Below are 21,326 nucleotides of genomic sequence, written 5' to 3' on the forward strand. Positions count from 1 at the left end.
ATAATAATGAAATAATCTTGCAGATTTAGCGTTAATTACTATATTGCAAAGCCTAAAAATCTATCTAAGAGATGATGAATATGAGAAGAGATACTGCTATAAGAGCATTTTTTGCATTTGCCTTCGGCATAGGTCTGATAAGCTGTAATAACTCGAGGGATTATAAAAATAATTCCCGTGCCACCGGTTGGGATATTAATTCTGATGAAGGGGGGTTTCAGTATAACAATGATTTTAAAGAGCAGGAAACCGCACCGGGACTTGTTTTTATAGAGGGTGGAACTTTTACCATGGGTAGGGTTCAGGATGACCCTTTGCACGACTGGAATAACAGCCCAACACAGCAACACGTACAGTCCTTTTATATGGACGAAACTGAAGTAACAAATAAAATGTACCTGGAGTACCTGGACTGGCTCAAAAGAGTTGCGCCACCTTCAGACGAACGATACAGCGATGTATATGCAGGAGCACTTCCTGACACCCTGGTATGGAGAAACCGCCTGGGCTTTAATGAAACAATGGTAAATAATTACCTGCGTCACCCGGCTTATGCAGAATATCCTGTAGTTGGAGTAAGCTGGATTCAGGCAGTTGAATTTAGTGACTGGAGAACCCAAAGGGTAAATGAATTAAAACTTATAAATGAAGGCTATCTTGCGGAAGGTGCTCAATACAAAGCCGGACCGGGAGAAACTTTTAATTCGGAAACTTACATCTACGATCCTGCGAATGTTTATGGAGGAAACACTGAATTGAACCAGGGTGAAGAGGTTCAGGACAGACTGGAAGATACCAATGAGGAAGGAAATCCTGTCAAGAAAGTATATCCGGGAAGAGAAAGTGGTCTTGTTTCTCCGGAATACAGATTACCAACTGAGGTAGAATGGGAATACGCGGCACTTGGTATGGTTGGCTTAAGAAACTATAACGTATACAGAGGTAGAAAAAAATATCCATGGGATGGACAGTATACCAGATCCGGAGATCCTAAAAGACAGGGAGATCAATTGGCTAACTTTAAGCAAGGTGATGGAGATTACGGTGGTATTGCAGGTTGGAGCGATGATGGAGCAGATATTACTGCTGAAATAAAATCCTACGCTCCCAACGATTTTGGCCTTTACGATATGGCCGGTAACGTTGCGGAATGGGTATTGGATGTTTATCGTCCTATTGTAGATGATGAGTTTAACGACTTTAATTACTACAGAGGAAATGTTTACACCAAAAATGCAATTAATGAGGACGGAAGCATTAAAATACTGGGAGCAGATGAAGTTGTGTATGACACTTTAGCTAACGGAAAACTTGTAGCCAGAAACCTACCGGGTGAAATTGCTCAGGTTCCGGTAACCGAGGAGGATACCTATATGAGAACTAATTTCACCGAAAGTGATCAGAGAGATTTCCGGGACGGTGATAAAAGCTCTACCAGATATTACCAGCCTTTTCAGGACGCAACAGAGCCTTCTAAAAGAATGTACAATTCCCCTACATATAATAATGTACAGCTCAATGATACTACCGGAGCTGTCACTGAGCGTGGATATGACACCGCGAAAAGAACCACTCTAATTAGTGATGAAGTGAGAGTCTATAAAGGAGGATCCTGGAGAGACCGTGCTTATTGGCTTGACCCGGCACAAAGGAGATTCTTCCCACAGGATATGGCGACCGATTATATTGGCTTTAGAAATGCCATGTCCAGAGTAGGTTCCAAATCTAAAAGCGAAAATAAAACAGCCAGAAATTAGAATTTTTGGTTAAAAAACTTATAAAGCCCTAATCTTTAGGGCTTTTTTTATAGCTTTAAGCTTATGAATGTAGCACAAATCCATCAGCGCTTTCTGATTAGTTCAGGAGCTTGTATCGATACCCGGAGCCTTACTGAAGGCTGTATTTTTTTTGCATTAAGCGGCCCAAACTTTAATGGCAACGCTTTTGCCCTGGAAGCTTTGGAAAAAGGCGCAAAAGTCGCCGTGGTAGACCAGGAAATTTATGCCACCGACTCCACAAATTTTATTGTGGTGAAGGATGTTTTAAAAACCCTACAGGAGTTGGCTGCATTTCACCGAAAATACCTTGATCTTCCAATAATTGCCATTACCGGCAGCAATGGGAAAACAACTACTAAGGAATTGGTTAATACCGTGCTCTCCAAGAAGTTTAGAACCGTTGCTACAAGAGGCAATCTCAATAATCACATTGGCGTTCCCCTCACCTTACTTTCAATGGATGAAAGAACTGAAATTGGAATTGTGGAAATGGGTGCCAATCATCTTAAGGAAATCGAAATTCTAAGTAAAATTGCCAATCCCGATTATGGTTATATCACCAATTTTGGAAAGGCCCATTTAGAAGGATTTGGAAATCTCGAAGGAGTTATTGCAGCAAAAAGTGAGCTCTACACCAATATAAAAAGGAATAAAAGACTCCTTTTTCTGAACATCGATGATGTTACTCAACGGAACCATCTGGATTATAACCACACCTTCACTTTTGGTACTACAGAGGATGCTAAAGTACAATTCTCTTATTCCGATAATCAATCTTACGCCAGTGTTAATTACAATAACACGCTGTTTCAGAGTAAAATCACGGGTAAACACAACGCGCAAAATATTGCTGCAGCAATAACCATCGGACTCTACTTTAAAGTCCCCTTTGACAAGGTAAAAGAGGCCATTTCAGAATACAGACCCTCTAACAACCGTTCAGAGGTAAAAGAAAAAGGCAGCAACACAATTTTTATGGATGCCTACAATGCCAATCCAACAAGTATGCAGGCTGCACTTTCAAACTTTGAGGACATTAAAACCACAGAGCCGAAAATTGTCATTTTAGGAGATATGCTCGAAATTGGCGATTCTTCAGATGAAGAGCATCAGGAAATTGTGAATATTCTCGAAAAAGGAAACTTTACAGAATGTTATCTTCTGGGAGAAAATTTTAATCGTGCAGAAGCAAATAAAAGTACAATCATCAAATTTAAAAGCAGTCAGAATTTAAAGAAGCATCTTGAGGAAACCCAATTCAGGAATTGTCATATTCTTATTAAAGGTTCCAGAGGGATGGCTTTAGAAAAAATGTTTGATGCTATATAGTTTTATGAATAAAAGAAGTGGGTAAGGACCTCTTCTAGCTCCTTTTCTTTTCCGGCACGTAGCGATCAAGTTCCTGCTGCCAGAAATTGGAATTTATCACTTGTAACACCGCTAAATTAAGAGGCTCACGCAGGGAATCTCCCTGGGCAATTCCAAAAGCATAATAATGAGGATCTATGTTCACCGCTTGCACCTTCAGTGAAAGATCGGAATCATTATTTATCGTGTACCTCATCACCGGCACGCTGTTGAGCACTGCTTCGGCATCCATGTTCTTCAACTTTTTCAAGGCCACAGAAATTTCCTTTACTTCCTGAAAAGGTATCCTTTCCTGTTTCATATAATCTGCCGCAAAGGAACCTTTCACTGCCACCATTTTCATATCTCGCAGATCACCAGGCACATCAATCTTATTACCAGAATTTCCCATCACTGCTGAAACCAGTGAAGCGGTAAGTACGGCAGTAACTGCCATAGCAACCAGCATCCAGATTAGGGCAACGGCACGTCCCCAAAAAGTCACCGGCGCTTTGTCTCCGTATCCTATGGTGGTCATAGTCACACCGGCCCACCAGAATCCGGAACCTATTCCTTTGGCTATGGAACGTTCCCCGCCAAAATTGTCTTCGTTACTATTACGTTCTATAAAATAAATAATTGACCCTACTATAAGTAATAATATAGAGAGCATTCCGGCTATATACCAGAAACGTTTACTAAAAAAAGCTTTGACTATAGATGAGATACCAGTGCCCGGAGGAGAAGCCACACCCATTTCGGCCTTGTGGTAAATATGACTGAAATCTATTTGCTTTTCAGCAGCGGGGGTGACATCTTCAAAAAGCACAATATCGGCTTTTTGATTCAGCAATGCAGTAACTGCAGAATCTCTTGAGATCTCCTTAAGTTCATACTTTACATTCATCCTATCGGCTACAGCCCGCCATAATCTTATACTAATACCATCCCAATTTCCATTTCCATCGGCAATCATGTAAGGTGGTTGCGAAAAAACACCCACCACCAAAGAATTATCTGTTCCTTGTTGCAGACTGTCCGTTTGAGCAGAAGTTTTTGCTGAAGAGAGCATGATCATCAGCAAGGCAAGTACAATTAGCGCTTTTTGCATAATAAAAGATATTAGAATCAGGGTTAAACGAATAAAAATCATTAAGCTCTAATCACAATTTAGTAAATTCCGAAACAAAGCCACTTTTTAATTTCCTAAAACCGCATCGGGAGAGAACAACCTATTATTTCCATTCAATGTTTTGGTTGATCTTTTACAAAGACTGGTTGTCGAAATCCCTTTTTCGTGTTAGTTCGTTTTCCTTAGAACGTATTGACTAAAAATCTACTCAAAATTTCTAACAAAAAAATGCCTGCCGGAAATCACTTTCCAACAGGCATTACTTTTTTGGATAATTCAATGAAATTAATACACTCCTATATAAGTAGCATCTGCACCCGATTCAAGACTGGCTCCAACTGTAAATCCATCAGATGAAGTAGATTTAGTATCGAAAATGTAGATATTCCCTTCCTGACCTATCGGAGAAATGGCCATATAAAACTTCCCGTCCTCCAACACACATTTCTGGTATTGTTGTAACCAGAGGTTGTCCGGAAGGTCAGGTTTTACAGCAGTATTATTATAAAGATCGATTCTGGCCACAGACCGTACCGGGTCACCTGTTCCGCCTTCATCTGTGTCAGCATACGGAATATATCCTATCCCCTCTCCTAAATAGAACCAAGCGTTTGACGTCGTATTTACTCCCAGCAGTTCAGATAAAATCAAGAACCTCGGGGAATTAAACCCTCAATAAAGGATTAAAACTGTAGCTTTCATCATAACCTCCGTCTTCTATTTTAAGTATGAAAATATCAAAGGTATTGTCTGGCACAGAAACTAACTGAGAAAACTCCCTTTTTTCATCCACTTGAGAAATGGAACCTCAAACCCCATCCGGGTCTGGCTGCGTGCCGACTGCTCAGTACTCAATACGTATTCTTTACCTAAGATATTTTTCAACCGGATTCACCGGCAAATCCCTGATACGTTCTCCGGTGGCGTCAAAAACAGCATTTACTACTGCTGCCGCAGATGGCCCCTGTGCAGCTTCCCCGGCACCGAGTGGTTTTTCCTCAACCCGGTCTATCACCTCCACCTCTACCTCAGGAATTTCTTCAAACCTAAAAATAGGATACGTATGCCAGTCCCTGCTGGTAACATGTTCTTTATCAAATTGCACTTCCTCCCGAAGCGCCCAGCTGGCAGCCTGGATCATTCCTCCTTCCGTTTGATTTTTTAACCCGTCCGGATTAATCGTTTCCCCGGAATCTATTACTCCCCACATTTTTTTCACTTTTACAATACCTTTGTCATTTAGATGCACATGAGCTGCAACAGCAAAATAAGAAGCCGAATTTTTATAACGTGCAAAAGCGTATCCTAAACCTTCCCTACTCTTTGGAGTTACTTCGGAAGTCATTTTTTTAATTCTATCGAGACAGGCAATAGCTCGTTCATCATCAAGATGGTCCAATCTGAATTCCACCGGATCTTTTCCTGCTTTGTGTGCCAGCTCATCCATAAAGCATTCTATGGCAAAAATATTTCCGAAGGCTCCCAATGCGCGTAAAGCAGATTTCCGAAGCGGACCCTGAAAAATATGCGAGGTTGTTTGAAGCGCGTCGATAGCGTAGTAAGGTTTTGAATTGCGGACTGCCCCACCCTTAAATCCCACTCCGGGAACTCCATGGTCACGGTCTAAAAAGCGGGCAGGCAACAAGGTCTTAGGCTCTCCATTGGGACGTGTGCTGTGGCCATCTGACCAGAAATCGTATTTCCAACCCTGAATTTTTCCATCGGAATTTAGTCCCGCCTCAAGTTCCATGATCATAGCTGTACCATAAGGTTCCCATCGGTGTTCTTCGTCCCGCATCCATTGCAGGCGCACGTGCCTCCCCGGAAATTCAACGGCCAACAGAGCTGCTTCCGCAGCAACATCATCTGCACCATTATGCCCGTAACACCCGGAACCGGGAACACCTTTTACATGAATGGAAGCTTCCGGGATTTCCAGAAGGTTCGCCAAAGTTTCCCGTAGCGGATAAACTCCCTGCGTATGGCTCCATACCTGCAGTTTTTCGTCTTCAAAATAAGCGACTGCACAGGAAGGTCCATTGGCCGCATGCATGAGGTAAGGTTTATAATAAGCAGCCTTATGCTGAATTGGCGCCTCTTTAATGGCACTTTCCCAATCTCCTTTTTCTTCTTCTGTTTCCACCTCAGCATCAAGCGTTTTAAGGTGCTCTTTTAACGGCACACCTGCAGGTAATTCATCCCCCAACTCCCATTGTGCGAGGTCATTTACCTCCCAGCTGAGTTTGATTGCCTGATATTCTTCTTCAGCTATAACCCCAACAAAGCTGCCAATACGAACCAGTTTTAAAAATCCGGGGAAATTCTGAAGTGAGGCATCGTCTAAAGAACCAAGCTTTGAAGTATAACCCGAAGGGCGAATTACACGCGCATGTACCATCCCGGGAAAAGTAAGATCCTGAACATAATCCAGGTTTCCGCGAACCATCTGAGATATATCTTTACGCGGCACCGGTTGACCTACATATTTTCGTCTTGTTTTCCCGTAAATTTCGGTAGGCTGACCTATTTCTTCCCTTAACTGCCTGCCTTCAAGCACTTCATAAAGGCTCATCTTCTCATTTCCACCGCTTATCGTTCCATTTTCCAATGTGAGTTCTGACTGCGGAACTCCCCATTTTTCAGAAGCAAGGTTCAGTAATTTTTCCCTCGCGGCGGCGGCAGCATTGCGAATAGACATTGCACTGGTCTCTATGGATCGGCTTCCGGCAGTGTAGCCTTCGTTGGCCGTAACCCCCGTCTCTGCAAGGTTCACTTCCACAAGATCGGGACTTGTATTAAGTTCTTCTGCAGCCACCTGTGCCACCGCTATTCTAATGCCCTGCCCAAGTTCCATTTTTCCGGTGAGGATGAGGATGCTGCCATCTTCCATAACCCGTAGCCAAGCATTAATATCTTCAGGACGATTGGAATCGTCAGATTCTGCCACATTTTCGCCGGTCTCATTACTCATGCAGGCAGTTCCTAAAAGAGAAAAACCTATACTCACAAATCCCAGCTGTTTAATAAAATCACGTCGGGTAGATTTCATAAAATTGTTTTTATAAAGCCGATGCTTTCTTTACTGCTCTAATCACTCTGGCGTGTACTCCACATCGACAAATATTCCTGTACAAACCAGCCTGTATTTCCTTATCTGAAGGATTGGGCTTTTCATTCAATAATCCCACAGAAGCCATGACCAGTCCGTTGAGGCAATAGCCGCACTGCGCAGCCTGTTCTTCAACAAATGCCTGCTGTACCTTGTGCAGGTTTCCGTTTTCATCTGCAAGACCTTCCAGGGTGGTTATTTCCATTTCGGCAGCACGTTCTACTGCAATAAGGCAGGATGGATTAGCTTTTCCGTCAAACAGTACCATACAGGCACCGCACTGGGATAATCCGCAACCGAATTTAGGTCCCTTGAGCCCCAGATTATTTCTAAGCACATAGAGCAATGGCGTTTGAGGATCTACATTTACCTCATGTTCCTTTCCGTTCACTCTAAGTGTAATTAAAGTCTTCATACATGTCTATTTTATATTGCTGTTTCTGTCATTGCCTTATCCAGGGTCAAAGGCAAACTTCTTATTCTTTTTCCGGTGGCATGGTAGACCGCGTTACTTATGGCGGCAGCCACTCCTACCATTCCAATCTCACCAATTCCTTTAGCGCCTAAAGAACTTACCACATGATCAGGCTCTTCCACGAACAGGATATCAACATCAGGCATGTCTGCATTTACCGAAACATGATATTTGGAAAGATCGTGATTTATAAACCGACCAAAATTATGATCCATAAAAGAATCTTCATGCAGTGCCATGGAAATCCCCCATACTACACCTCCCAGAATCTGGCTATGAGCGGTTTTGAGATTTAAAATACGACCGCCATCAATGGCACTCACAATCCGTGTCACTTTAATAGTGCCGAGATCTTCATCTACCTTTACTTCTGCAAACACTGCAGAATGGGTATTGCGATTGTACTTCCTTTGGTTCATCATATTGGGAAGCAGCATATATTTTTTCTGAATTTTTTCAAGATCTCGTGATTTCATAATTTCGGAAAACGTCATATTCACAGAAGGGTCATTTTTATCTGAAATCTTTTCATCTGAAAAAACCACATCTTCCAAACCGGCACCTTTAAAGGGAGAGTCCTTGATTTTTCCGGCTTCTTTCAGCAGTTTTTTTGCTATTTTCCTACAGACCTTCTGAACAGCTGATCCTACTGATGCTGCTGTTGATGATCCTCCCTCTATAAAGGCAAAAGGCAGATCTGAATCTCCCAGTTCAGCCGTGACTTTTTCCAAAGGAAGCCCCAGCGTTTCCGCAGCTATCTGAGTCATAATAGTATAGGTTCCTGTTCCAATATCTGCCGTGGCACTCCCTACCCTTAGTGTACCATCTGCAGAAAATTCCGCTTTCGCCCTTGCCGGCACCTGCATGGCATCCCATACTCCCGTAGCCATTCCCCAGCCTGTAAAATGATTTCCATCTTTCATAGAACGTGGTTCAGGATTTCGTTTCTCCCAACCAAACCTTTCTGCACCCTGTTTAAAACACTCGCGCAGGGTTTTTGTGGAAAAAGGCTTTCCGTCGCTCATATCCTCTTCCGTATAATTTTTAAGCCTGAGTTCCAACGGATCCATTTTCAGTTTATACGCCAATTCATCCATAGCCGCTTCCAGGGCATACATTCCTGTAGCACCACCGGGAGCCCGCATATCCAACGGAGTGTAGACATCCAGGCGCACCAATTTATATATTTGTTCTATGTTCCCGCAGTCATATAATTTTGCTGACCAGTTCACAATATTTTCAACGTACTTCTCGAAGGTGGAGGTTTCGGAATACGCCTGGTGACTAATGGCTTCAATTTTACCTTTGGTAGTTGCGCCTAATTTTAGGTTTTGAATGGTTATTGGACGGTGACCAAAAGAAAACATCTGCGGCCGGGTAAGCTCTACTTTTACAGATCGTTTTAATTGCAGCGCGGCAAGCGTAGCCATGAACAGCTGATACTGCGGTCTTAAAGCCGATCCAAAGGCACCTCCCACAAAAGGAGAAAGCACTCTTACCTTCTTTTTTGACAAGCCAAAAACCATAGAAATGTAATGCTGGCTGTTAAGTACTCCCTGCGTTTTGTCGTAAACTGTAAGGCTTCCGTCTTCTTCATAAAATACGGTAGAAGCATGCATTTCCATAGGGTTGTGATGTTCTGCCCCGTGAGAATATTCTGCCTCGATCTTTACTTCAGCATCTGCATAAGCTTCCTTAAAATTTCCGATTGATTGGGGAGGTGTGAAACCTGCCCTTAAGCCTTTCCCTTCAATAGAATCTGCGAGATGATCTGCAAGTTCTGTACGGTGTTTCTCCACTTCATAATCCACCTTTACCAGCGTGGCAGCGTATTGCGCAAGTTCCAGTGAGTCTGCTACCACCAATGCCACAGGCTGCATGTTAAACTGAATCTTATCGTTATGGAGAGGCCGGAAAGGATCCCCCGGGGGAGCATCCATATCTTTATAACTCAGGTCCAGCCAGGCGAGGCCGGGAGTGTTATTATGAGTGAAAACCTCAATAACTCCTTTAATTTCCAGAGCCGTGGCTGTGTCAATATTTTTAATTCTTCCTTTTGCTATGGTTCCCGAAATCACTACGCCATGCAAAAGACCCGGCCGGTGAAACTCTGCAGTATATTTGGCGGCCCCTGTGACTTTGTCCCTGCCGTCTACACGATTTTTTGGTTTTCCTATAAAACTTGTTGCCATCTTATTCCTCTGTTTTAGCAGCCTGCATTAATGCACGAATGATAGAACGTCGCGCAAGTTCAATTTTAAACTGGTTGTATTCATATGCTTTTGCTTCACTCACAATAGCATCGGCAACATTTTCAAAATTTTTCTTTGTAGATTTCATATTTTCCAGCAAAGCTTCGGCCTCTTTGTTCCTCCAGGGTTTATGGGCCACCCCACCTAATACAATCCGGGCTTCCATAATTTTCCCTTCCTTTATATCCAACCCAACAGCAACAGAAACCAATGCAAAAGAATAAGATGCCCTGTCGCGGTTTTTTATATAAGTGAAGTTTTCTGAAAATCCTTTGGGAGGCAGATCTATAGCTGTTATCATTTCATTTTCATAAAGATTTGAATCCTTTTCCGGGGTATTTCCCGGCAGGCGGTGAAAATCTTCAAAAGGAATAATCCTGTCCCCATCAGGCCCCGTTACCTGCACTTTGGCTTCCAGAGCTGCAAGCGCCACACACATGTCTGAAGGATGTGTGGCAATACATTCCTCACTTGCCCCAAAAATGGCATGCCAGCGATTATACCCATTAATTGCAGAACAACCTGTGCCCGGTTCCCGCTTGTTACAGGGGGTTGCAGGATCATAAAAATAATAGCAACGCGTTCGCTGTAACAAATTTCCACCATCTGTAGCCTTATTCCTTAATTGCGGGGAAGCACCCGCCAGTATCGCCTGGGAAAGTAACGGGTAACGCTTTTCCACTTCCGTATGGTAAGCCGTATCGGCATTGGAAGCAAGCGCACCAAGCCGCAATCCGCCACCTTCAAGAGCTTCTATATTCTTTAAAGCAACACCTGTAATATCTACCAGGTGAGCGGGATGCATGATATCGAATTTCATCAGGTCAAGGAGATTAGTGCCACCGGCAATAAATTTCCCTTCTTCTGCTTCTGAAATTACTTTTATTGCCGTGGCTTTATCCCCCGCTTTTGTGAATGAAAATGGTCTCATGTTCTGCTCCTTTCCAGCGCTTCCTGCACTACCTTTGTTATGTTATTGTATGCACCACAGCGGCAAATGTTCCCACTCATCAGGTCCCGAATATCATCAAGACTTTTAGCCTTTCCTTCGTTAATAAGCCCAATTGCGGAGCAAATCTGTCCCGGTGTGCAATATCCGCACTGGAAAGCATCGTGTTCTATAAACGCCTCCTGTACAGGATGAAGCTCTTCTCCTTTTGCCAATCCTTCTATTGTGGTAATTTCTGCGCCCTCGTGCATTACCGCAAGCGTGAGGCAGGAATTGATCCTTGTGCCATCAAGTAAAACCGTACACGCACCGCACTGGCCGTGGTCACAGCCTTTTTTTGTCCCGGTTAAGTGCAAATGTTCCCGTAGCAGGTCGAGGATAGAGGTCCACACCTCTACTTCAATTTCCTGTTTTACACCATTTATGGTAAGGTTGACCTCCCTTTTTTCTACGGAAAAATCTGCCGGTTCAGGTTGGTTGGGTTTTGGTTTTATCATAGATGAAGTTTAGTTTGTGTGTTCATCTTTATTTCATTTATCCTGAATTTTACGCAGTAGCATGAACATTTTCTAACAAAGCGAGTTGCTTTAAACTAAAATTCGGGTTTTCCGAAGGCTTCAGCTAAACCAGGGAATGGAAAATTGCCTTTTTCAACACTATACCCTATTGCAGTCCTGATGATTATTTTCAAATTTTTAATGACAAAAAGTTCAGCTTCAGAAAAAGATTCCAGAGTATCTTCTAAAAGACAAAAAATTCACAGTCTTTACTAAATTTAGTAAAAGATTACAGAACATAATTTTAATTGAAAGAGTTTAAAGGTTTTTTATGAAAATTTGATGTGGAAAAAACAAGATTTTTACATTCAAAAGCTGCATTTTTCTTCCGGAACAGCATGATTCAAAGGAAAAGAGCGAAAGAGGAAATGAGCAAATTTAAAGAGATGTGAAAATTGGCAATTTTCGATCTTTAGAAAGTAGAGGTGAACAGGAAAAGAAGCGAAAGAGGGAAAAAGACAACAACCTCAACTTATTTCCCAAAATACCTGAATTTTTCCCCCGATCTTCTGCAAGTCACCCTCTTAAAATGGCAATTTTCGAGCTTCAGTAGAAATGAGTTGAACAGGAAAAGAGCAAAGGAAAAAAAAAGACAACAACACAACTTATTTCCCAAAATATCTGAATTTTTCTCATGATCCTCTGCATGTCACCCTCTTGAAATGGCAATTTTCGACCTTCAGTAGAAAAGTTAATGAGAAAAAGAGCGAAGGAGGGAAAGAGCAAATTTAAAGAGTGGTGAAAATTGGCAATTTTCGACCTTCAGTTAAATTGTAAGTTTTTAATATTTCACTTGTAGTGAAATTTTTACTGAAAAAACATAGCCATCGCAGGAACTAAAACAAGTGATACTATAATAGATAATATTATCATTAAAGCAGAATCTTTTTCTTCAGAACCTAACATGGAAGCAAAAACCGTTAATGTTGCAGCAATAGGAAAAAGCGGAATCAAAGAATATACGCTTCTTTCCTGCGAATTAAGAAGATCAAAAAGAAAATATTCAGCAGCCAGGAGCACGCCGGCTATTAATATTGCACTGCCCGTTCTAACACCAAGTATTTTTGAGAAATAGGAAAGATCCAGGTTTTTAAAATTTATCTTGGTAATATTCATTCCCAAAAGTGTCATTCCTGCAGCCGAAACAATTACGCCCAGTACATCAAGAACCGGAGTAAAGAATTCCGGAAGCTCATAATTAAACAGCTTAAGGCCAATCGCCAGCAAAAAGGCATAGATAAATGGTACTTTAAGAGCTTCTTTAATTGACTTTTTTGTTCCGAATTTCGATTTTGCCACCATAGTGTAACCTATGGTATAACCAAATAAACCTGTACCTATGTAAATACATATTAAGGTGGTGACGGCATCCTGATCAAAAATGGCTTTTACGGTAGGAATTCCGAAGAAAAGTACATTAAAAAAGGAGAAACCACTTATTAACAACGGCTTACCCAGCCCGCCAAATTTTTTAAAAGTCCATATTGCCGGAAAAGTGACAAAGAAAGCCAGGCTAAAAGACATGGTGGCCAGGACGATGAGATTGGACATTTCGGTTTCTAAAACGTGATCTATAAGCAGGAGCGGAATAAGCACAAAGAGCAAGGGTTTATGAATATACTCCTTTGGCACGAGCTCTTTCCGCTTTAAAAAATATCCAACGGGAATACATAACAAGTAAGGCAGTAAACCGGAATATAGTTTAAGAAAAATCTCCATCCTGTTTTACTTTAAAAATAATTTCACTTACCAACCTGCTGATTGTCCTCACATTAAACCACATAGCATCCACATCCAGTAAAAAGCCGTTTGCCAAATGCCCCACTGCATACATATTACCACCGGCTTTTCCTGAAATTACCTGCATACTACGCGGGTTAATCACGGCGCCACCAGCAGGATAAGATCGCAAATAGTCTTTTTCCAAAAGTGCGTGGATAAGATCATTATCCATACCCTTAAGGCTGGATGATGTTCCTGTGGCATTAATAAGTTTTTTTACATAATGCACACCGTTTTTGGCAGTTTCAATTTTGAATTCCTGCTCTTCCTGGTGGAATTCTATATTCGTGTTCTTCGGAATTACTTTTAATTGCCCGCTTTCAAACAGGGACAACAATTTTTTCGCATTGTGCAGGGGCATGGCATGACGATTTGCCGACCAATGGCTGCCAAGCCATTTTTTAAATAATTTCTTTTGATGAAGAGACATCCAGCCCCAGATGTCAGAGGCATCATACCGGAGAGAATAGGTGGCATTTAAAAGATGGTCGCCTCCGCCTTCAGCAGCAGTAATGTCATATTCAAGAAAATCCTTAGCCGGACCGGCGGTTCTGTCCAGTTTTTTCCAATCCAGTTCCTTTTCTTCGGCTGCTTCTACATCCTTTATATATAATCTGAAAAGGTCCTTAACGCGTGGGTGGTGCATTTTGGTCCTGGTCATTTTATGAATATTGCCAAGCGTGAGGTATTTCCTTGTAAAAGTATTATTTTCAGAAGGTTGTACGCGAGGTAAGATCCCAAAAGGAGAAAACATTTTAATTTCTCCGGTGTGCCCATTATCCACAAGCGTCATTACAGTATCTACTGCACTAAGGCTACTGCCCAGGATACCCACCGTTTCATCTTTGTTAACCCTGTTTTTTATTCGGTTTGAAGGCCAGGGAAAATCTATATAGGATTTAGTACTACGGAGCTCCTTAAATTTATTGGTCTTTGGCGTTCCCGGAGCTAACAAGATATAATCTGCCGTAATTGTTTCTGAAGATTTTAGCCCTATACTAAATTTATTTTCGTTCTCCCGATCGATATCTACAGCTTCATCATTGATCAGCTTTATTTTTACGTTGTGTTCTCTAGCCTTCTGAAAATAATTTTCAAGTTGTTCCGATACATAATTTCCGTAGAAAATCCGGCTGGTATATGCTGAAGAGAGGCTTCCTTCTGCCTTAACTTCATTTTTGTTACCATCTTTAACTTTTATCCACTCAGCGAAATGTCCGGGTTCATTTGCATAAATCCCCATCAACTCTGCCTGGGTATTAAGAAAATGTGATTTTTGCCGGGTACCAAAAGCAAGTCCGTATCCAAAGTTTTTCCGACGTTCTATAAGCGTGATACTCAATTTTTCCTGAAGACCAAGACTGCAAATTTCGATGACCAACTCTATAAAAGCGGCTGCGCCACATGCCCCACCTCCAATGATTGTAAGGTTCTTCATTTAAAACAGATCTGTTAATGGTTAACAATGACTATAAAGTAAGGAACAGGGAATAAAAAATGTAAAGATTAGGATTTATTTAATAGAAGGTGCAGGTAATTGGCTGTTCTCCGCTGGGATCAATTCAGAAAAGCTCGTAGTCAAAAATTTGCGTTACTATTATGATTAATCAAGTATAAAGAAAAACTGGTTCTTTATTTGCAGAACTAAAAAAACTTCTTATCTTTGCATTCAAAATCAGAAGAGGATGGAGCGTTTAGAACTTACGGAGAAACAAAAGGAATTAGTTGAAGCCTATGGAGTAATCCAGGAGAACATGGGTTTGAATCCTGCATCGGCCAGGGTGAATGCGCTCCTTACTGTTTCTAATAAAACCGATCTTAGTTTCGACGAAATCCGTGATACCCTGGGATTAAGTAAAAGTGCAGTGAGTAACGCTTTAAATAATCTCCTTTCCCTGCAACATATAGGCTATAAGACCAAGATGGGAGAACGTAAACGTTATTTCTTCTCAAAGCTGGGACAGTGGAAAACTAAATTTCGTAAAGATATTGCAGACCTTGTAAACTATAATAACCTTCTGAAAGAAATTCTAAAGGAGCGTTCTGATGAAAACCCGGATTTTAATAAAAATATTGAAGAACTTGCTGCATTTATGGATTATTTTATGGAAGAAAGCATTAAAATAATAGATAACTGGGAAAAGAAGTAAAATTTTTTAACCTATTTAGTTCTTTTATTTATGAACTAATCCTTATGCACAAAACTTAAAAAACTACTTATACTTTTTAAACATGCAATTATGATCATATATCCCCAAACAACCATTCAAAGAATTTTTCACAATCCCCTCTTTCTATAATGCAATTTTATGAACCCGCAGGTTCGATTTAAAACCAGAAATATGAAATATTTTTTTCTTACAGCTATTTGTCTGTTAAGTCTAAATGCCTTTGCCCAGGAATCTTATCAATTGTCAGTGGAAGAAGCTGTTCGCTATGCTATTCAGAACAATCCAGATCTAAACAAGTCACGGATAGATGAGCAGATAGTCCAGGAACAGATCCAGGAGGTTAAAGGGAGAGCACTTCCACAAATAAACGGATCGGCTCAATTTACCGATAATTATTCCCTTGCAGAACAACAATTGCCTGCTGAAATCGTGGGCGGGGAACCGGGTACCACCATTGGTGTGGCCTTTGGAAACCGCTATGCTGTGACTGCCGGGGTAAATGTACAACAGGAATTGCTGAATTTCCAGCTATTTAATTCGGTAAGGGCCGCTAAAGCCTTAGAAGAACTAAGGAGTTTGCAAACCCTTCAATCTACTGAAGATCTAATTATAAATACGGTGCAAATCTATGTCCAGGTTCAAATTACCGAAAAGCAGGTTGAGTTGCTTCAGGAGAACTTTAACCGTACTAAAAGCCTGGTAGATCTTTCAGATTTAAAATATGAAGAAGGTATTATAAAAAAACTGGATGTTAACCAGCTTAGAGTTAACCTTACCAATTTGGAAACTCAAATAGAGGATGCAAAGTATAACCGGAATGAACAGTTACGTTTATTAAAAATTTATTTGAATCTTCCGATGGAAACAGAATTAGTACTTTCTGAAAAACTGGAAGAAAGGGATCCTTATCCCATTATGAATGAATTGATTCTTTCTTCAAATATCCAGTATCAACAACTTCAACAGCAATTAGAATTAGCTGAAATTGATGAATACCAGGTAAAAGCTGAGTACCTGCCTTCATTAAGCGCATTCTTTAATTACAACTATCTTGGGAATACCAATGAATTTCAATTTTCAGGAGCCCCATATGTAGATCAATTCAATGGTACCTGGGGGATTTCAGCTTCCATTCCAATTTTTGATGGTTTTCAACGCAGGAACAGGCTGCAACAAAGAGAACTGGAGACTAAAAAACTTCAGGAAGATCAAGAAAGTCTGATAAAAAATATCGAGAAGAACTACCTGGATTCCAAAGAGCAAATTTTATTGAGTCAGGTTCAAATTGAAAACCAAAATGAGAATATGGAGCTGGCCCAGGAAAACTATGATGGGATCAAATTATCATACAACGAAGGTGTCGCCGATCTAACGGAATTATTAGATGCAGAATTTGCTCTGCGCCAGGCACAATCTAATTATCTGAATGCTTTGCTTCAAAGCAGAGTAGCTGAAGTTAACTTACTTAGAACAAGCGGTCAATTATCTCAACTTATTACAAATCCAAACTAGAAAATGAAAACTAAGAATATCGTAATCATCGTTACCATAATCCTCGTAGGAATTATTGCTTATGTATTGTTCCAGAACAAACAGGAAATGAACATCGAGGCCAGTACAGAACCGGAAGAATTCGCCATTCCCGTACAGGTGGCACAGGTAAAACAGGAAACGCTTTCTACAGCGTTAACAGCTACCGGTGAGTTTAAAGGCTGGGAAGAGGTAACTTTAGTAGCAGAATCCCAGGGAAGCATACAATCCCTCAATGTTGAGGAAGGGCAGAAAATCAGAAAAGGGGAAATTATCGCCAGAATTGAGGCGGTTTCGCTTAACTCACAACTGGCCAGTGCACGTTCTGCTTTCTCTAAAGCAGAAAAAGATGTAGAACGTTATGAAAGGTTGGAGCAGGTGGGAGCTGTAAGCCAAAGTCAGTTAGAAGAAGCCCGCATTCAAAGAGAAAATGCCCGCTCTAATATTGCACAAATTCAGCAACAATTGGGTTTTACCACGGTTAAATCACCTATAGATGGTGTAGTAAATTCACTAATGGTAGAAGAAACAAGTTTTGTACTGCCCGGGAATGAAATAGCCCAGATTGTCCAAATTGACCGGTTAAAGGTGGAGCTTCAAATTTCAGAAACCAATTTAGCACAAATTTCAGAAGAACAAAAAGTTACTATTAAAACGGATGTTTTTCCGCTTAAAACCTTTGAAGGTACTGTTCAGAATATAAGCGTTAAGGCTGATGAATCCCAAAAGTTTAAAGTAACTATAGCTGTTGAAAATCCTGATGGTACGTCATTAAGAGCAGGCATGTTTGCTACAGTTATTTTTGAAGAACTCGCCAGCAGCCAGGAGACAGCAACCACAATTCCCCGTAACGCCATAGTTGGAAGTTTACAAACCCCACAGGTTTTTATTGTTAGCGATAGTGTAGCAAGGCTTAGAGAAATACAAACAGGGGCAGTTATTAATAATAAAGTAGTGGTGCTGGGTGGCCTGGAAGAGGGCACACAAGTGGTAACTAAAGGAATCATCAATCTCACCGACGGGACCAAGGTGAAAATTACAAATAAGTAAACTATGAGTATTACTGAATTATCCGTAAAGAGGCCTACGCTTGCCGTGGTGGTATATACAATAATAGCTTTGGTTGGTATCATTAGTTATACCAGTCTTGGTTATGAACTTTTACCAAAGATTACCTCACCACAAATTTCTATAAGCACGGTTTACCCGGGCGCTTCCCCCAGTGAGGTAGAAAATTCTGTTACTACAGATATAGAAGATGCCGTTAGTGCACTTGAAGGAGTTAAAAACATAACTTCTATTTCCCAGGAAGGTATTTCTATAGTTAATGTAGAATTACAATATAATGCAGATGTTGACCAGGCTTTGCAGGATGCACAGCGTAAGGTAAATAATATTGTTGGCGAACTGCCGGACCAGGTAAATCAACCCAGTGTAGATCAATTCTCGTTTGACGATTTACCAATTATGCGATTAGGGGTTTCATCTACAATGGATCCAACAGATTTTAATGATTTGGTGGAGAATGAAATAAAAGAACGGCTGTCCCGGGTTGAAGGCGTAGCACGGGTTGAAGTTATTGGAGGTAATGAACGTGAAATACGCATAAATGTAGACAGAGACAGATTACGTTCCTATAACCTGGGCATTGAGCAAATAACACAAGCTATAGCGACAGCAAATCTTGATTTTCCTACAGGGAATATAAAAGATGACAACCAGCAGGTGACGGTGCGGCTTGCCGGTAAATTTCAAAGTGTGGAGGACATTGCCAATCTTGACATTACTACCGGACAAAACGGTGGAACAGTAAAAATAAAAGATGTTGCAGAGGTTTATGATACTACAAAGGAAATAGAGACCATTTCCAGAATAAACGGTATAAGCAGTATAGGCTTAACTATCACCAAACAATCTGATGGAAACACTGTACAGGTTGCTGATGATGTTAAGGCAGAGGTCATAGAAATTGAAGAGGAATATGCCGACCGTGACGTGCAGATAGCTGTTGCACAGGATACCTCAATCTTTACTCTTGAAGCGGCTGATGCTGTGATTTTTGACCTGATGCTCGCCGTTATACTGGTGGCGATCATTATGCTTTTCTTTTTAAGAAGCTGGCGTGACTCCATCATCGTAATGGTTTCGATCCCCACTTCTATTGTCGCCACCTTTATCGCAATGAATGTATTAGGCTACACCTTGAATTTGATGACACTTCTTGGATTATCCCTGGTGGTAGGAATTTTGGTAGATGATAGTATCGTGGTTCTTGAAGTGATACACAGCGAGATGGATAAAGGAAAGACCCGTATGGAAGCCGCCATTGCCAGTTGGAGAAAGATCGGACTATCTGTAATGTCTATAACTTTAGTACTTATCGCGGTTTTTATTCCTATTACTTTTGTTACCGGAATTATTGCGGATCTTTTAAAACAATTTTCTATAGTTGTAGCTTTTGCAACGGCCATTTCATTAGTGGTTTCATTTACGCTTACACCACTTCTGGCTTCCCGTTTTTCAAAAACCATAGACTTAAGAAGAGAGGTATGGTGGCACCGTCCGCTTATAGCTTTTGATAATTTTTTAACCAGTGTAAACAAATTTTATCGTGATGCTTTGCAATATACGCTGGTGCGAAAAAGAATTACGGCATTTAGCCTTCTCGCCCTGGTCATAGCTTCGTTTAGTCTGTTGATATTTGGCTTTATAGGAAGCGAATTCGTAAAAGAAGGCGATACAGGAGAGTTTATTGTAGAACTTGAACTACCCAAAGATGCTACCATAGAGGAAACCAATCTGGCGACCCTGCAGGCAGAAGAAATATTACTTGATAACGATTTAATTACTTCCGTCTTTACAACCGTAGGTACCGGTACCGGCGGTGGTGGGAATTCGTCAAATATCGCGCAATTGAACGCCAAAATGCTTAGCTCTGACCAACGAACAATAACTTCACAGCAGTTTGCCCGGAATATAAAAATTCAGCTTACCAAACAAATTGACGGAGTTCGTTTTAAAACAGCTGCGGTTGGAATGGTAGGAGGTAGTACTGCCGGGCCAATTCAGGTTGTTGTAACCGGAAGTGATGTGGATAATGTAATGCAGGCAGCAAATGACGTAAAGCGCACCATTGAAGGAGTAAACAGTACCCGTGAGGTAGAACTATCGGTAGAAGGCGGGAATCCTGAAGTGGCTATAGAAGTAGACCGTGATCAAATGGCGCTTCTAAACCTTACCATGAGTACGGTGGGGAGCACCATGCAAACAGCTTTTGCAGGGAATACTACTTATCAATTCCGCGATGATCAGAACGAATATGATATAAATATTCAATTAGATCAATTTAACCGAAGGAATATTGAAGATATTAGAAGGCTTACATTTTTAAATTCTCAAGGGCAGCTTATAGAGCTTCAGCAATTTGCAGATATTAATCAAACCACCGGCCCTTCCAGATTGGAACGTGATAATAAACGAACCAGCGTTAATGTAGGAGCCCAGGTAGTAGGCCGTCCTGTTGGAACAGTTTCACAGGAAGTGCAAACGGCTATTGAACAAATGGAGTTCCCCGAAGGTGTAACTTATGAAATGGGTGGTGATCTTGAGAGCCAGACAGAGGCTTTTGCAAGTCTGGGTCTTGCCCTGCTCATGTCCATTATTTTAGTGTACCTCATCATGGTGGCTCTTTATGAGAGTTATGCTTATCCCCTGGTGGTAATGTTCTCGGTACCTACTGCACTTATTGGAGCTTTTCTCATTCTTGCATTGTTTAAAGAAAGTTTAGGAGTATTTACTTTCCTGGGACTTATTATGCTTGTAGGACTGGTAATTAAGAATGCCATTCTTATTGTAGATGCGGCAAATCAATATAAAGAGGAAGGCATAGATAGTGTGGAAGCGGTTGTACGCGCAGGATTATCAAGATTGAGACCAATTTTAATGACCACCCTTGCAATGGTTATTGCGATGATCCCTATCGCCTTTGCCGGAGGAGCAGGTTCTGCCTGGAAAAATGGTTTGGCCCTGGTACTTATGGGAGGCTTAATGAGCTCGCTCATTTTTACCGTGATTATTGTACCCGTAATGTATGTTGTTATTGATGTATGGAAGGGAGAAATTGAGAAGAAAAAAGCAAAACAAGATGCGAGAAAAATAGATGAACTGGACGTAGATTTCAGTGCATCGCATTAAAATATATAATAGTTCCGGGCCTTTCAGGATTTTTGGTTAAACATGGTTAG

Annotated in this window: 15 protein-coding genes; 6 read left to right on the forward strand and 9 right to left on the reverse strand. The window is 41.1% G+C overall.

Going from position 1 to position 21,326, the window contains the following annotated elements:
* The first annotated feature begins 74 nt into the window (after window positions 1-74).
* Both gldJ and RM545_RS02295 read left to right on the forward strand, forming a co-directional pair.
* Window positions 75-1,757, forward strand: a complete 1,683-nt coding sequence (gene gldJ, locus RM545_RS02290) for a gliding motility lipoprotein GldJ (protein ID WP_432264569.1) — start codon at window positions 75-77, stop codon at window positions 1,755-1,757.
* Between the two features lie 63 nt (window positions 1,758-1,820).
* Window positions 1,821-3,107, forward strand: coding sequence for a UDP-N-acetylmuramoyl-tripeptide--D-alanyl-D-alanine ligase (locus RM545_RS02295; protein WP_311493687.1), 1,287 nt, complete (start codon window positions 1,821-1,823; stop codon window positions 3,105-3,107).
* Between the two features lie 34 nt (window positions 3,108-3,141).
* Here the strand turns inward: RM545_RS02295 and RM545_RS02300 are convergent, their stop codons facing one another.
* The 9 genes from RM545_RS02300 to RM545_RS02340 all read right to left on the reverse strand — a co-directional run bounded on the left by RM545_RS02300 (window position 3,142) and on the right by RM545_RS02340 (window position 14,819).
* The gene (locus RM545_RS02300) at window positions 3,142-4,236 is read right to left on the reverse strand and encodes a transporter substrate-binding domain-containing protein (protein ID WP_311493688.1); all 1,095 of its coding nucleotides are present in this window, start codon (window positions 4,234-4,236) and stop codon (window positions 3,142-3,144) included.
* A gap of 306 nt (window positions 4,237-4,542) precedes the next feature.
* Window positions 4,543-4,908 (reverse strand): hypothetical protein, encoded by a 366-nt coding sequence (locus RM545_RS02305; protein WP_311493689.1) that lies wholly within the window; start codon window positions 4,906-4,908, stop codon window positions 4,543-4,545.
* A gap of 214 nt (window positions 4,909-5,122) precedes the next feature.
* On the reverse strand, window positions 5,123-7,306 hold the full coding sequence (locus tag RM545_RS02310; RefSeq protein ID WP_311493690.1) for a xanthine dehydrogenase family protein molybdopterin-binding subunit: 2,184 nt from the start codon (window positions 7,304-7,306) through the stop codon (window positions 5,123-5,125).
* Between the two features lie 10 nt (window positions 7,307-7,316).
* The gene (locus RM545_RS02315) at window positions 7,317-7,781 is read right to left on the reverse strand and encodes a (2Fe-2S)-binding protein (RefSeq protein ID WP_311493691.1); all 465 of its coding nucleotides are present in this window, start codon (window positions 7,779-7,781) and stop codon (window positions 7,317-7,319) included.
* An 11-nt stretch (window positions 7,782-7,792) separates the two neighbouring features.
* On the reverse strand, window positions 7,793-10,033 hold the full coding sequence (locus RM545_RS02320) for a xanthine dehydrogenase family protein molybdopterin-binding subunit (protein ID WP_311493692.1): 2,241 nt from the start codon (window positions 10,031-10,033) through the stop codon (window positions 7,793-7,795).
* A gap of 1 nt (window position 10,034) precedes the next feature.
* On the reverse strand, window positions 10,035-11,024 hold the full coding sequence (locus RM545_RS02325) for an FAD binding domain-containing protein (RefSeq protein ID WP_311493693.1): 990 nt from the start codon (window positions 11,022-11,024) through the stop codon (window positions 10,035-10,037).
* Complete coding sequence (locus RM545_RS02330) at window positions 11,021-11,539, reverse strand: (2Fe-2S)-binding protein (RefSeq protein ID WP_311493694.1); 519 nt, start codon at window positions 11,537-11,539, stop codon at window positions 11,021-11,023. Before RM545_RS02330 ends, RM545_RS02325 begins: the two co-directional genes overlap by 4 nt.
* An 867-nt stretch (window positions 11,540-12,406) precedes the next feature.
* A complete protein-coding gene (locus tag RM545_RS02335; RefSeq protein ID WP_311493695.1) occupies window positions 12,407-13,318 on the reverse strand; it encodes an AEC family transporter in 912 nt (303 codons plus the stop codon).
* Window positions 13,302-14,819, reverse strand: coding sequence for an FAD/NAD(P)-binding protein (locus RM545_RS02340; RefSeq protein WP_311493696.1), 1,518 nt, complete (start codon window positions 14,817-14,819; stop codon window positions 13,302-13,304). Before RM545_RS02340 ends, RM545_RS02335 begins: the two co-directional genes overlap by 17 nt.
* Window positions 14,820-15,066: 247 nt before the next feature.
* On the opposite strand from RM545_RS02340, the gene RM545_RS02345 reads away from it, so the two are divergent.
* The 4 genes from RM545_RS02345 to RM545_RS02360 all read left to right on the forward strand — a co-directional run bounded on the left by RM545_RS02345 (window position 15,067) and on the right by RM545_RS02360 (window position 21,276).
* Window positions 15,067-15,531, forward strand: coding sequence for a GbsR/MarR family transcriptional regulator (locus RM545_RS02345; RefSeq protein WP_311485496.1), 465 nt, complete (start codon window positions 15,067-15,069; stop codon window positions 15,529-15,531).
* Window positions 15,532-15,723: 192 nt separating this feature from the next.
* Window positions 15,724-17,064 carry a TolC family protein gene (locus RM545_RS02350; protein WP_311493697.1) on the forward strand — a complete coding sequence of 447 codons (1,341 nt, stop codon included), beginning with the start codon at window positions 15,724-15,726 and terminating at the stop codon, window positions 17,062-17,064.
* 3 nt (window positions 17,065-17,067) lie between these two features.
* On the forward strand, window positions 17,068-18,132 hold the full coding sequence (locus RM545_RS02355) for an efflux RND transporter periplasmic adaptor subunit (protein ID WP_311493699.1): 1,065 nt from the start codon (window positions 17,068-17,070) through the stop codon (window positions 18,130-18,132).
* Window positions 18,133-18,135: 3 nt separating this feature from the next.
* Window positions 18,136-21,276 (forward strand): efflux RND transporter permease subunit, encoded by a 3,141-nt coding sequence (locus tag RM545_RS02360; protein WP_311493701.1) that lies wholly within the window; start codon window positions 18,136-18,138, stop codon window positions 21,274-21,276.
* Window positions 21,277-21,326 lie beyond the last annotated feature (50 nt).

Source organism: Autumnicola lenta (genome assembly GCF_031846515.1).
Classification (GTDB): Bacteria; Bacteroidota; Bacteroidia; order Flavobacteriales; family Flavobacteriaceae; genus Autumnicola; species Autumnicola lenta.